Consider the following 14,476-nt stretch of genomic DNA (forward strand, 5'->3'; position numbering starts at 1 on the left):
AATGATTACAAAAGAGCGTAATACGGAGTTTTGGGTAATTTCTGATACTCATCTAATTGCAGACAGCTTACATGATGAAGGTCCAGCTTTTTCACGTATGCAAAAAACAAGTCAAGGCAAGGACTTATATTATCAAGAAGTAGCTTTAACTGCTTTTATGCGAATGGCACAACGTAAGAAACCAGCTGCAATTATTGTAACCGGTGATGTAACATTTAATGGTGAACGTGTATCTGCAGAAAAATTTGCTCAAATTTTCAAACCGTTGAAAGAAACTAAATTATTAGTCTTGCCGGGTAATCACGATATCTTTGATGGATGGGCAAGAGAATTTCGCGGTAAAAAGCAGTTTTATGCTGGCGAGATTAGTCCCATGTTTTGGCGCTCAATTTTTGATAAATCATATCGTGAAGCAGAAGATACAGATCCTAGTTCATTAGCTTACAGTGTACAATTGAATCCACAATATTTTTTAGTATTAGCTGATTCAAATTTATATGGTAAAGAAGAGACTACTGCTGCACCACATACCAGAGGAATTATTGGAGATGAGCAATTAAAATGGATTGAAAAGCAGTTCCGTTACGCTCAAGATAACCAACTTCGTCCAATATTATTTATGCATCATAACTTATATGTACATAATCCGGCAGTAAACAAAGGGTATGTTGTTGATGATGCGGCTAAATTACGTAGATTATGTACGAGATATAATGTCAAATTAGCTTTTTCTGGTCATATCCATGCACAAAATATCTTGGGACCACAAGATTTCACACCAACTACTGAAATAGTTACTTCAAGTTTCTGCTCAAACGATCAAGGATACGGAGTAGTTAGAGTACATTCACGTCATATAACGTATGTTAGACGAAATTTTGATATGACGAGATATCTAACTGAGAAAGACAAACAAAATTATACTTTAGAGCATTTTCACAAGTATTTAAAAAATTTACAGTTAGGTAGTATTTCTGCTGATATGATGCAAAGTGAACTTAATAAATATCATGGTGATGTTAACTTGGTCAGAGAAATGGGAAAACTTTTTGGATGGATGAACTACCATTTCTTTACTGGTCATAATTATATTAAACAAAATGAGCTTAAAAAAATTTATGTTTCTAAAGCATATAAGACATTAATCGAACATCATCCAGAATATAGACTATATTTAAAGACTTTATACGATACTAGTGCACATAGTAATTTACAAGTTAAAATTAAATACTAGGCTATTGCCGCAGGCAATGGCCTTTTTATTTGCAACAATATTATTCTTGATTAAAAAGATGGTAGTAGAAAAAACAGCCTCTCTTAATTTATATATATTTGTTACAATAAGGGTAAATAATAAACAGGGTGTGATCTAAATTCTAAAATCTAAACGGCATTTTATATTTTTAGGAGCTGCAGGATTAATTTATTATTCTTGGCTTCTAATAGTTCTTTTTATAGCCATTATTTTAGGCTACGAAGGGAATAAAGCAATTAGTGTTCCTGGAATAATAGTTGGCCTCATCTTTATATTGTTAGCAATATATACTTGGCGTTTTTCTTATTTTGAAAAACGAGAAAATCAAATTATCTTCAAACTGCCATATCGCACAAGACAAAAAGTAAGTCAGCCAGTTTTATATAAAAAATGGCGAAATTTTCAATTCTATCGATTAAAAGGTGAGTTTCAAAGTTATTCTATTTTAATAATTTTGAGAAAGAGGAATTAATTTAATGAAATCAGATATTGAAATTGCACAAGAAACTAAAGAATTACCAATTGAGGAAATTGCCGCAAAGGTTAATTTAAAAAAAGAAGATCTAGAGCCATATGGACAAGATAAAGCAAAAATTAATTGGAAAGCAATAAATCGCATTCGTAAAAATGATAAATTAGGCAAATTAATTTTAGTAACTTCAATTTCACCTACACCTGCTGGTGAAGGAAAATCGACAATTACTATTGGATTAGGCGATGCTATCCACAATCAACTACATAAAAATACACTCATTGCTCTTCGTGAGCCTTCAATGGGTCCAGTATTTGGTCTTAAAGGTGGTGCTACTGGTGGTGGTAGAGCTCAAATCATTCCTATGGAAGATATTAACCTACATTTTACAGGCGATATGCACGCATTAACAGCAGCTATAGATACTTTGGCAGCATTAGTAGACAATTATATTTATCAAGATAATAGTTTAAACATAGATCCTGAAAGGATTTTGTTAAAACGTGGACTTGATGTAAATGATCGTGCTCTTAGAAAAATTACAGTTGGTCAAGGCTCTAAGTTTAATGGAATTGAACACAAGGCTAGTTTTGCAATTACTGTAGCCAACGAGCTAATGGCTATTTTATGCTTAGCTAATGATATTAACGATTTAAAAGCTAGAATTGGTGATATGCTTGTTGGTTATACTCAAGATGATCAACCAGTTTATGTAAAACAACTTGGCTTCCAAGGTGCCATCGCAGCATTATTATCTAATGCATTGAAGCCTAATTTAGTTCAAACACTTGAACATACTCCAGCATTAGTACACGGAGGACCTTTTGCTAATATTGCTCATGGCGCTAACTCTGTAATGGCAACTAATTTAGCCTTACATCTTAGTGATTATGTATTGACCGAAGCAGGTTTTGGTAGTGATCTTGGTGGACAAAAGTTTATGGACTTTGTTTCTAAGCATCTAGATAAAACACCAGATGCTGCTGTGGTGGTTGCAACTGTACGTGCTCTTAAATATCAAGCATTAGGATCTACTGATAAATTAGATGAAGAAAACTTAGATGCATTAAAAACTGGGTTTAAGAATCTAGAACGTCATATGAATAACATGCGTTCATATAATGTGCCAGTAATTGTGTTAATTAATCGTTTTGACACGGATACAGATAAAGAGTTAGAACTTCTTAAAGAATTGGTTGAAAAACAAGGAATTAAGGCTGAAGTGGTTACTTACCATAATGAAGGCTCCAAGGGTGGAAGTCGAGCAGCGCAAGAAGTTATTAATCTAGCTGATTCGGGTAAAGCCGAATTAATCTCAACGTATAACGAAGATGATGATATTAAGAGCAAAATTAAAAAAATAGCAACAAAAATTTACCATGCTGATGGTGTTGAGTATACAGATAAGGCTGAAGAACAGATCAAAGAATTAGCAAAAATTGGTAAGGATAAATTACCTGTAATTATTGCTAAAACTCAATATTCATTTAGTGATGATAAAAAGAAGCTAGGAGCCCCAGGTGGTTTTAATCTCCATGTGAAAGGCGTAAGCTTAAAAAATGGTGCTCGCTTTATTGTAGTAACTACAGGAAATGTCTTAGATATGCCGGGCTTACCTAAGCATCCAGCTGCTTTAGATATTGACGTAGATAATGATGGTAAGATTAGTGGATTATTTTAGAAAAAATTATATGCAATTTTTATATTTAATTATTACATTATTTGTTGTTTTAGCAGATCAGGGGTTAAAGAATTATATAGTAAGTAATTATTCAGTTGGTGAGGTTCACCAGATTATTCCAGGAATCTTGTCATTTAATTATTTGCAAAATAATGGTGCAGCTTGGAATATTTTAACTAATCAAATGTGGCTATTTTATTTTATTAGTATTATTGCAATTGGTGTTTGTTTATACTTTCTTTTTAATAAAAAGTATAAGAATGTTTTATTTGATATAGGATTATCTTTTGTACTTGGTGGTATTATTGGTAACTTTATCGATAGACTCAGACTAAAATATGTAGTCGATATGTTGCAGTTAGATTTTGTTCATTTCAACATTTTTAATATCGCAGATTCAGCAATTACTATTGGCGTAATTCTTATTTTTATTTACTTAATAATTTTTGCAGACAAGGATGAAAAACATGCCTAAAAAATATTCACTTGAAGTAACGAACCAACGTGGTCGCTTAGATAAATTTATTTCAGAGCAATTGTCAGATTTATCCAGAACTAGGGTTAAAGAGTTAATTCAAGATCAAAACATTTTGGTAAATGAAAAGGTAGAAAAAGTATCTTACAAAATTCAAGATGGAGATAAAATTGAAATTACTGTTCCTGCAGTTAAACCTTTAGATATTGTTGCTGAAAATATTCCCTTAGACATTGTTTATGAAGACGATGATGTGATTGTAGTAAATAAGCCTCAAGGGATGGTAGTGCACCCAGCTCCAGGACATCCAGATCATACATTAGTAAATGCACTTCTTTATCATACCCAAGATTTAGCTCAGTCTCCTGAAGGCTTTAGACCGGGTATCGTTCACCGAATTGATAAAGACACATCCGGTTTATTAATGATTGCTAAAAATGCTACAGCTCGTGAATCACTTGAACAGCAATTGGCTAATAAGACCAATAAAAGGATATATTGGGCAATTGTCCATGGCAATTTTAGTGAAGAGCAAGGAAGCATTGATGCACCAATTGGTCGTAACCCATATGATCGCAAAAAAATGGCAGTTGTAGAAAACGGTAAAAAAGCTATTACTCACTTTAAAGTTTTAAAGCAATTTAAAGGCTATAGTTTAATTGAGTGTCAGTTAGAAACCGGTCGAACTCATCAAATTAGAGTGCATCTCGATTATATTGGTCATGCTGTAGCAGGAGATCCTTTGTACGGTCCACGTAAAACTTTAAAGGGCAATGGTCAATTTTTACATGCAAAAATTTTAGGATTTAAACATCCTAAAACAGGTAAATGGTTGGAATTTAGTGTAGAACCACCTAAGATTTTCCAAAATATGTTAATACAATTAGAAAAAAGCAAGTGATATAATGAAGCGTTATTTGATTTTAGAAGATGGTAGCTCTTTTTCAGGTGAAGGAATAGGTGCCAGTATTATTTCAACCGGTGAACTTGCAATTCAAACAACCAATTTTGGCTATCAGGAAGCTTTAACTGATCCAACTAATGCTGGCAAGATTTTAGTTTTTACTTCTCCAATGATTGGTAATAATGGAATTAATGCTATTGATTATGAGAGTATTGATCCTACGGTTAAAGGAATAATCGCTAATGATATTGCATTAAATATTTCAGATAGTGAAAATTTTGAAGATCTTAGTTCTTTTTTAAAGGAAAAGAATATTCCAGCAATTTTTAATGTTGATACTCGGGCATTGGTTCATCGATTAATGGAAGAAGGAACCATAAAAGCATCAATTATGGATACTAACGATGAGCATGCCTTTGATCAGATTAAAGCATTAGTCTTACCTAAAAATAAATCTGCAATGGTTTCAACTAAAAATGCATATGCATCCCCAAATGTCGGTAAAACTGTTGCTGTTTTAGACTTAGGGTTAAAACACTCAATGCTTAGAGCTTTATCATTAAGAAAAGTTAATGCAACAGTTTTACCATATAATGCTAGTCCAGTAGATATAGAAAATTTACGACCAGAAGGAATTATTATTTCAAACGGACCAGGAAGACCGGAAGAATTAATAGATAAATTAGCCCCTGTATTAGATCATTTTTATGGAAAATATCCGATACTTGGAATAGGTTTAGGTTTTCTAATATTAAGTAGTTACTTAGATTTTGAGTTGGTAGATTTACCACAGGAATTTAATGGTATTAATTATCCTGTGATTGAACAAAATACTAATACTATTTGGCAGACATCAATGAACATTGATCAACTTGTTTTACCAGATAGTATACAGATGAATATGAATCGAGAGTATTTTGACCTTCATAGCGAATTGATGGCTGGTTTTTGGAATACTCAAGATAAGTTAATTGCTACTGCCTTTAACCCTGAAGGTGCACCTGGAACTCGTGATGCAGACGAAATTTTTGATTATTTTGTACAAATGATGGAGTAGATTATGCCATTAGAAAACGATTTAGATAAAGTATTAATTATCGGCTCAGGGCCTACTTTAATTGGTAGTGTAGCTGAAATGGATCTCATGGCAACTGAGGCAATTGATGCATTAACTGAAGAAGGAATACAGGTAGTTCTAGTAAATCCTAATCCAGCAACGATCTCTACTGATAAAAGACCAGATGTAACTGTTTATTTGGAACCAATGACACTAGATTTTCTAAAAAGAATTCTGCGTATGGAGGAACCAGATGCCATAATTACAGAATATGGTTCAACCAATGGATTAAAAGTAGCTCATAAATTATTACAAGATGGTATTTTAGAGCAGATGGGTATCCAATTGTTAACATTAAATTCACGTATGTTACAAATGGGGAATCAGCAAAAAAGAAATGAGCTATTAAAAAAATTGGGAATTGATACTGGTAAGTCTTGGGAGTTAAATCAAGGGATACCAGATAGTATAAATTCAAATGAACTAACTGAAAAAATCACATTTCCAGTTCTTGTTACTAAATATAATCGTTATGTTCATAATGAGCACCTACATTTTGATAACGCTCAAGATTTGATTGATTTTTTTAAAAAAGAAAAGCAGAATGATAACTTTAATTGGAAAAATTATCGATTAACTGAAGATCTTTCTAGTTGGGAAGAAGTTATCGTAGATGTGATTCGTGATAAAGATGGGAATACTGTTTTTATTAATTTTGCTGGATCAATTGAACCGGTAAAAATTAATTCAGGAGATTCAGCTGTCACAATGCCAGCTTTAACTTTGAATAATGATCATATTCAGGAATTACGTGAATCTGTTAAAAAGATTATTAATAATCTTAATTTAATAGGATTTTCTAGCTTTCATTTTGCAATAAAACATTATGGAACACAGATCAAATCAAAATTATTAACTATTCGTCCTCGTTTGACAAGAAGTGCTGTGTGGACACAACGAATTGGTTTATATGATGTGGGATATATAGTAAGTAAAGTAGCAATTGGCTATAGATTAAACGAAATAATAGATCCTTTATCCGGATTAAATGCGTCAATTGAACCTACACTTGATGCTATTGCAATAAAGATGCCATATTGGTCATTTGCAGAATCGGGATATAATCATTACCGATTAAGTAACAGAATGCAAGCCAGTGGTGAAGCAATGGGAGTGGGCCGAAACTTTGAAACAGCTTTTTTAAAGGGACTTCATGCAACCATTGATTTAGAGTTGGGCTGGAATGCATTTATTCAAGAAACACAAAAAAATAAAGATAAAATCTTAGAAGATCTTGCTAATCCGGACGAATTACATTTAGTTAAGTTATTGGCAGCTATAAAACAAGGAATTACTTTTGCTGAGTTACAAAAGGTTACTGGTCTACATCCTATTTACTATCAAAAGCTTTTACACATAATAAATATTGCGAATAGATTAATATCTGATAAAGATAATTTGTCATTTGATTTATTAGAAGAAGCAAAAGTATATGGCTTTTTTAATACTTTATTGGCCAAAATATTAAATAAATCAGTGGAAGATGTTCAAGAGATCATAGAACAATATAATTTAACTCCATCGTTTTTAAAGATTGATGGGTCAGCAGGAGTATATAAACCTAATGTTTGTGCATATTATAGTGCCTATAATGTACAAAATGAGGCTAATACTTTAGCAGCAGATAAAAAAATACTTATTTTAGGGATGCTACCATTACAAGTTTCTGTTACTAGTGAATTTGATTATATGATTGCACATGCAGCTAAAACTTTACATAATAATGGCTATGTAACAGTGCTGCTGTCAAATAATGATGAATCTGTTTCGTCTAGATATAAAGATATTGATCGTGTATACTTTGAATCAATTACCTTAGAAAATATTTTAACAGTTGCTAATAGAGAGAATATTAAAGATATTCTTTTGCAATTCTCAGGAAAAAAAGTTAGCGCATTAAGCAAACGACTTGAAGAGTGTGGATTGCATGTAATTGGCCAAGTACCAACTAATGATGTTCATGATAAGATCGATAATTTGTTGAAAGAAAACCTTGCAAACTTAGATCGTGTACCTGCTTTGAAAACTACGCAAGAAGATGATGTGTTTGAATTTGCCGATCAACATGGCTTTCCAATTTTAATTGGTGGAATGAATAAGGATAATAAGCAAAAATCAGCGGTAGTTTATGATATTCCAGCAATTGAAAAATATTTAACGGAAAATCAACTAGATCAAATAGCAGTCTCTCAATTTATAGAAGGAAATAAGTATGAAGTAACTGCTATTTCAGACGGTGAAAATGTTACTTTACCGGGAATTATAGAACACTTAGAACAAACTGGTTCTCATGCATCAGATTCTATTGCGGTAATTCAACCACAGAATCTAATGATTAAGCAACAAAATAGAATTGAAAAAGAATCAATAAAAATAATTAAACGGCTAAAAACTAGAGGTATTTTTAATTTACATTACTTATTTGTAAATGATGATTTGTATCTTTTACAAATTAAACCTTATGCAGGCCACAATGTAGCATTTTTATCTAAATCTTTGAATAAAGATATCACGGCATGTGCTACTGAAGTGTTAATAGGTAAAAATTTAATAGATATGGGGTATCCCGACGGCCTATGGCAAACTAGTAATTTTATTCATATCAAGATGCCGGTATTTTCATTTTTGAATTATACAAGCGGAAATACATTTGATTCTAATATGAAATCGTCCGGTTCGGTTATGGGTCGTGATACACAACTAGCTAAAGCATTATATAAGGGGTATGAAGCAAGTGACTTGCATATACCAAGCTATGGTACAATCTTTATTTCTGTTAGAGATGAAGATAAAGAAAAAGTTACTCAATTGGCTAGAAGATTTGACCGTTTAGGCTTTAAATTGGTAGCCACTGAAGGTACAGCAAATATTTTTGCAGAAGCCGGTATCACCACTGGTATAGTTGAAAAAGTACATAATAATCCTCGTAATTTACTTGAAAAAATTCGCCAACATAAGATAGTAATGGTGGTAAATATTACTAATCTGTCGGACGCTGCCAGTGAAGATGCATTGAGGATTAGAGATCAGGCACTGTATACACATATACCGGTATTTTCAAGTATTGAAACAGCAGAGTTAATTCTAGATGTATTAGAGTCATTAGCATTAACGACTCAACCAATTTAATATAAAAAAGAAGTTAAACTCGTTATGAGTTTAACTTCTTTTTGAAAGCATACCTTTTGAGGTATGTTTTTTTATTTATTGATTTTTTTAGCCATAATTTCGTCTTCTTTAGGTGTAACTTCGATTGAATTCTGTCCTGTGTAAATTACGAATCCTGGCTTAGCCCCATTAGGCTTCTTTACACGCTTATCTTGAACGTAGTCAACTTGAACGTGGGCAGAATTTTTGGCTTTAGAGAAAAATGCAGCAATCTCTGCAGCTTCTTTAATATCTTGATCGGTAGGTTGATCATCTCGCAAAATAACATGTGAACCAGGCATATTTTTAACGTGGAACCAATAATCTAATTTATTAGCTTTTTTTAGAGTAAGCCAGTCATTTTGGTAATTATTTTTACCCACTAAGACATGTTTTCCAGAAGAAAGCTGGAATTCATTTAGATTGCGTTCAGTAATTTTCTTCTTACGTCTATTTTTTTGTTGCTTTCTAATATAACCTTGATTAATCAATTCGTCAGTTATTTGATCAATATCTTGTGGATCAGCATTATCAATAGCTGTTTGGATAGAATCAAAATAGCGAAGATTTTCTTTAGCGATTTTAATTTGTTCGTTAACGTGTTTGATAGAATCACGTAATTTTTTATAGCGAGTGAAATATTTTTGTGCATTTCGAGCCGGAGATAAAGCTGGATCAAGTTTAATGCTTATAGGTTTATTATTTTCATAATAGTTAGGTAAGGAAACCTCAGTCATTCCTGGTTTTACTTGTCCTAAATTAGCATTTAATATTTCACCCTTGATACGATAGCCCTCAGAATTTTCTGCTAAGTTTAATTGCTTTTCTAATTTCTTAATCTTCTTACTTAGTTTGTTCTGTTCGTTTTTGACGACACGTTCAACCTGACTAGCACGTTGTTTAACCCAATCACGTGTTGCTTGGTATTCATAAAATTCATCTAAACCTTTATTTAAATCAGGATTAGAATTTTCTTTCTCTAAATCTAAATGATAGGGAAGATAACAGAAAATCTTACGTTTATTTCTTGGAGTTTTTAAAACGAAAGCTCTTGGATTATTAAACTGATCAAAGAAAGTCTTAAATGAAGAATAGCTAAAATCATCTTCAAGATAACCAGTTAATTCTTCACGATCGTCTCTGTCTAAACCATCCATTGATTTCACTAAATCTGGAATGCTTTTTTCATTGCTTAACTTTTTAAATTGATTTTCAGTTACTACTAAACCATTTATACCAGGTTTAAGAGGGGGAAGCTCATATTTTGCCTTAGGTAATAAAATACGAGCTCTATTTTCATCAGGATTTATTCGCTTCAATAGATCAATAATATGACCATTCTGTTGATCATAGAGAATTACATTACTATGTCGTCCCATTAATTCAACGGATAATACTAATTTTACTTGATCACCTAATTCGTTTCGATTACTGAAATGAAGGTTTATAATTCGGTTCACACCAATTTGTTCAATAGATTGTAAGACTGAACCTTCCAAATACTTTCTTAAAACCATAACAAAAATAGGTGCTTTGTCTGGATTAGCAATAGTCTGCTCAGTTAAATACATTCTAGGATATTGAGCGTTGGCTGAAATTAATAATTGATAATTCTTTCTATTTTTTCTAAAAGTTAATATTAGATCTTGTTCAAATGGTTGGTAAATTTTTGATAATCGACCATCTACTAATGTAGGGGTCAAATCTTGTAGTAAACTATGGATAAATAATCCGTCAAATGCCATGTATATCACCTCAAAATACGTTTAATATTATAACAATATTTTTGTATATTCTAAAATCAATTGTATTTTTTTACTTTAAATGCATCGTTGTTACTATTAATTTTTTAAATTTAGCAATCATTTCTTTATTTAATAGATAAAATATAGCAATCAACTTAATTATTGAATGCTATTATCAAATACCTTATTAAATGATAAAATACAAATATAGTTTAATCTACTTTTTGGAAAAGGAAACGTATATGGATGTATTATTTTTTAGCACGATTGCAGAGCAAATCAAAAAGGAAATAAATTACGAATGTGGCTTAAATATCTCACAAACTAGAATCCTTTTATTTTTTGATGAAACCAACAATGAGCCTTTAGCAATGGGGAAGTTGGCAGATGCCCTTAACATTTCACTTTCTACCTTAAGTCGACAACTCCAACAAAAAAAGACCCAATCTCTTATAAAAGTGATTCGTTCTGAAAAAGATTCGAGCAAAATTATTAATCTAAATTCAGATGGATTACAAAAAGCTCAAATTCTAAAGCAATCACTTAAACAGATTGAAAACTTGTTATTTATGTGTCTCGATCAAGATGCTAAATCAGTATTCATTAGACAATTGACAGAGATCGCACATAATTCTGCATCCCTTGGAAGATAGAATTATAGCATACAGCAAATGATTTTATGCTATAATTCTTCTATATATAAACTTGATAAATGGGAAGGATTAATAAATTGAAAATCGCATTAGTCACTGATAGTACTAGTGTCTTAACTGAACAAGAAGTAAAAGACAATAATATTAATGTAGTTCCAATCCCCGTTATTGTTGGAGATAAAGAATATTTGGAAGGCGTTAATATTACGTCTGAGCAACTTTTTGAAATGCAAAGACAAGGTGCTGCTTTTCCTAAAACTTCACAACCTAGCATGGGTCAAATGCTAGAACTATTTAATAAACTTCATGATGAAGGGTATGAAGCAATTATCGCTATTACCTTATCTAGCGGTATTTCTGGTTTCTACCAAAACTTGGTAAATATGGCACATAATAATCCAGAATATAATTTATATCCATATGATTCTAAGATGACAGTTAAACTACAAGGATATTTGGTACTAGCTGCAGCTAAGATGATCAAGAAGGGATTAGAACCAGAAGCAATTATTAACAATTTAGATAAAATTCGTGATACTATACAAGAACTTTTGTAGTAGACGATCTAAAAAACCTTAGTCGTGGAGGACGATTAAGTAATGCTAGTGCTTTTATAGGTACTATGTTACAAATTAAACCAATTTTGACTTTCAATGATGAAGGTAAGATTGTTGCATTTGACAAGATTAGATCAATGAAACGAGCAGTATCTAAAGTTGAGAAGTTAGCACTTGAGAAGACGGCAGAATTACCATATAGGGATAAATTACGTCTATTCGTGTTCCATTCTAATGATCATAAGCAAGCTGAAGAAATAAAACAATTCATTAATGAAAACTTCCCAAATAAACCGGTTGATATAGCAGAATTTAGTCCAGTTATTGCTACACACTTGGGTGAAAAGTCTATTGCTATTGCATGGATGATAGATATAGATAAATTAGATTTTTCAAAATAAATACATAAAAAAAGAAGCTAGTACTATAGCTTCTTTTTTATGTATAAATATGGATTACTATTTACGATTTTCATTATGGCTATTTGAAATTTGGTTTAAGGCATCACGTTGTTTTCTTTGATCGACATGTGTATATAAGTCGGTAGCAGTAGTGCCTTTTTGTCCAAGTTGTTGTGCAACTAAAACTTGATCTTTTGTAACTTCATATAATTCTGAAGCAAGCGTATGTCTTAATTTATGTGGGGTTAAGGGATGCCCAAAAGAAGCGGAATATTTATTAACCATTTTTTCAATAGCATTCGCAGTTATTCTTCGAGTTTGATTATGCCATCTAGTGAGAAAAAATGCAGTCTGTTTTTGATCAGCCATATAACGATCAGTCCGGATATCTTTATATTGCTTAATATAGCTTAATGTCCATTCTGCAATTGGGACACTATCTTTTTGTCCACCTTTACGAGTAACATCTAAGACGGCTTCTTTTAGATTCAAATCTTGTAGATCGACGCCAGCACATTCAGATACACGAATACCGGTTCCTAATATTAATGCAATAATAGCCATATCTCTTTCTTTGTTTCTTTTGAATCCAGGTTTGGCATGCTTATTACATTTATTTTCATAATCATGATCTATAAATTCTAAAAACTTAAATTTTAGATCTCCTGTGTACATATGAGATTCGAGTACGTGAGCACGATAATTCAAAGTCTGAGTATCATTTAATGAGTTAATTTTAAGCATTACATTTCTGTCAAAGTAAGGCATCCCATTATTATTGTCGGCCGTAATAGTTAAAAACTTAAATAATGATCTTAAGGCATTAATTGATCTATTAATTGTTGTAGGTGAATTTAAACGACCTTGTTTATTCTTAGTGTGGCCTAGGTGATCAATATACAACATAATATCATTACGCCGTAAATTTTCTAATGTAGTCGTGGAAATATTTCGATTATCTGCAGCAGTAGATATTCCTTCTGCACGTAACCAATTAAAAAAACGGCGTATTTCTGTTAAATATTGATACGTAGTAGCTAATGAATGATGAGTGCCTAGGTTATATTGCTTAACATAATCTGGCATATTTTTCAGCTCGATATCGATTAATTCTAGGTATTTAGCTGTCTCCATATATGACTCCTTTTAGATATTATTTACATTTCCAGATTAATACAATCAAAAAATCACCTATCTTGTTAGATAGGTGATAAATGACCTAAATTAAATTTCTTAACGCCTCATATTAACAACAATATCTATAGTAATTATCATAAAATACAATTTATTAGGAAATAAAACCTAGAAAAATCATGTTACTATAACTGAGATACTAGCAACGCTTTATAGCATTTCAGTTATAGTAACTTTGATTGTCTATTTTCAATCCGGATAATCTACATAAAGCAGATTAATCAGCAAAGATAAATATATGCTGTTTGTATGGTACAACATTACCTTTCAACTTTTTATTTTAATCTGTTTTTTAGTAACGATCAAGATAAAAATAACAATTTATTGAAATTTAATAATATTGTATAAGATATTAGTATGTTTATCGTAATTTACTAATAAAAATTGTACAATAAATTAAGAATATATTATTACGAGGTACGTTTATGGAAGAAATTGATGTAAATTTTCAAGCAAAAAATCCTAGTGGAATTAAATTATTAAATCGTTTGTATGATGGACACTTAGTATTAAATGATATTGGTGTTCGTTTGGACGAACAATTAAGAAATGAAGAGGAATTAACAGTCCCTACTCAAGAAGATGTTAATAATTTAAGTGATACTTTTGGTAAAATGGTAGATACATTTACTGATATCACTGATGCCTATGGGGATGTTAATAATTTTGCTGATAATTTTGCAGGAGCAACTCAAAGTTTTGCTGAAGCTTTAATTACCGAGTTAGTAGATTTTAATAATGGGATTGCTGATATTGGTGATACTGAAGGTGGATTAGAAAATTACGATAATGATAAACTCAATGATTGGGTTAACCAATTAATGAATGATATTGTGGCTACTAATGAGGCCTTTAATACTTTAATTAAAGAATAA

10 protein-coding genes and 1 pseudogene are annotated in these 14,476 nt (G+C 31.6%); 9 read left to right on the forward strand and 2 right to left on the reverse strand.

The window, feature by feature from the left end; genetic code table 11:
• The first annotated feature begins 1 nt into the window (after nucleotide 1).
• The 6 genes from SO785_RS03010 to SO785_RS03035 all read left to right on the forward strand — a co-directional run bounded on the left by SO785_RS03010 (nucleotide 2) and on the right by SO785_RS03035 (nucleotide 9,033).
• Nucleotides 2-1,234, forward strand: a complete 1,233-nt coding sequence (locus SO785_RS03010) for a metallophosphoesterase (RefSeq protein WP_011254359.1) — start codon at nucleotides 2-4, stop codon at nucleotides 1,232-1,234.
• A 497-nt stretch (nucleotides 1,235-1,731) separates the two neighbouring features.
• Nucleotides 1,732-3,408 (forward strand): formate--tetrahydrofolate ligase, encoded by a 1,677-nt coding sequence (locus SO785_RS03015; RefSeq protein WP_011254358.1) that lies wholly within the window; start codon nucleotides 1,732-1,734, stop codon nucleotides 3,406-3,408.
• Between the two features lie 10 nt (nucleotides 3,409-3,418).
• Nucleotides 3,419-3,883, forward strand: a complete 465-nt coding sequence (gene lspA / locus SO785_RS03020) for a signal peptidase II (RefSeq protein WP_015613370.1) — start codon at nucleotides 3,419-3,421, stop codon at nucleotides 3,881-3,883.
• Nucleotides 3,876-4,784 carry an RluA family pseudouridine synthase gene (locus SO785_RS03025; RefSeq protein WP_011254356.1) on the forward strand — a complete coding sequence of 303 codons (909 nt, stop codon included), beginning with the start codon at nucleotides 3,876-3,878 and terminating at the stop codon, nucleotides 4,782-4,784. The genes lspA and SO785_RS03025 overlap by 8 nt, the downstream gene beginning before the upstream one ends.
• 4 nt (nucleotides 4,785-4,788) lie before the next feature.
• Complete coding sequence (locus tag SO785_RS03030; RefSeq protein WP_003547524.1) at nucleotides 4,789-5,844, forward strand: carbamoyl phosphate synthase small subunit; 1,056 nt, start codon at nucleotides 4,789-4,791, stop codon at nucleotides 5,842-5,844.
• A gap of 3 nt (nucleotides 5,845-5,847) precedes the next feature.
• The gene (locus SO785_RS03035) at nucleotides 5,848-9,033 is read left to right on the forward strand and encodes a carbamoyl phosphate synthase large subunit (RefSeq protein WP_011254355.1); all 3,186 of its coding nucleotides are present in this window, start codon (nucleotides 5,848-5,850) and stop codon (nucleotides 9,031-9,033) included.
• Nucleotides 9,034-9,104: 71 nt separating this feature from the next.
• Here SO785_RS03035 and SO785_RS03040 read toward each other — a convergent pair whose 3' ends face one another.
• Nucleotides 9,105-10,796: an Rqc2 family fibronectin-binding protein gene (locus SO785_RS03040; protein ID WP_003547519.1), complete on the reverse strand. Its 1,692-nt coding sequence runs from the start codon at nucleotides 10,794-10,796 to the stop codon at nucleotides 9,105-9,107.
• 242 nt (nucleotides 10,797-11,038) lie between these two features.
• Between SO785_RS03040 and SO785_RS03045 the strand changes: the two genes are divergently transcribed.
• Together SO785_RS03045 and SO785_RS03050 are read left to right on the forward strand one after the other, a co-directional pair.
• On the forward strand, nucleotides 11,039-11,449 hold the full coding sequence (locus SO785_RS03045; RefSeq protein ID WP_011254354.1) for a MarR family winged helix-turn-helix transcriptional regulator: 411 nt from the start codon (nucleotides 11,039-11,041) through the stop codon (nucleotides 11,447-11,449).
• Nucleotides 11,450-11,526: 77 nt separating this feature from the next.
• A pseudogene (locus SO785_RS03050) lies at nucleotides 11,527-12,407 on the forward strand (DegV family protein).
• A 57-nt stretch (nucleotides 12,408-12,464) separates the two neighbouring features.
• On the opposite strand, the gene xerS reads toward SO785_RS03050, so the two are convergent.
• Nucleotides 12,465-13,541, reverse strand: a complete 1,077-nt coding sequence (gene xerS, locus SO785_RS03055) for a tyrosine recombinase XerS (protein WP_003547513.1) — start codon at nucleotides 13,539-13,541, stop codon at nucleotides 12,465-12,467.
• Between the two features lie 485 nt (nucleotides 13,542-14,026).
• On the opposite strand from xerS, the gene SO785_RS03060 reads away from it, so the two are divergent.
• Entirely contained in the window at nucleotides 14,027-14,476 is a 450-nt protein-coding gene (locus SO785_RS03060; RefSeq protein WP_003547511.1) for a hypothetical protein, read from the forward strand.

The organism is Lactobacillus acidophilus (genome assembly GCF_034298135.1).
In the GTDB taxonomy this organism is placed as follows: domain Bacteria; phylum Bacillota; class Bacilli; order Lactobacillales; family Lactobacillaceae; genus Lactobacillus; species Lactobacillus acidophilus.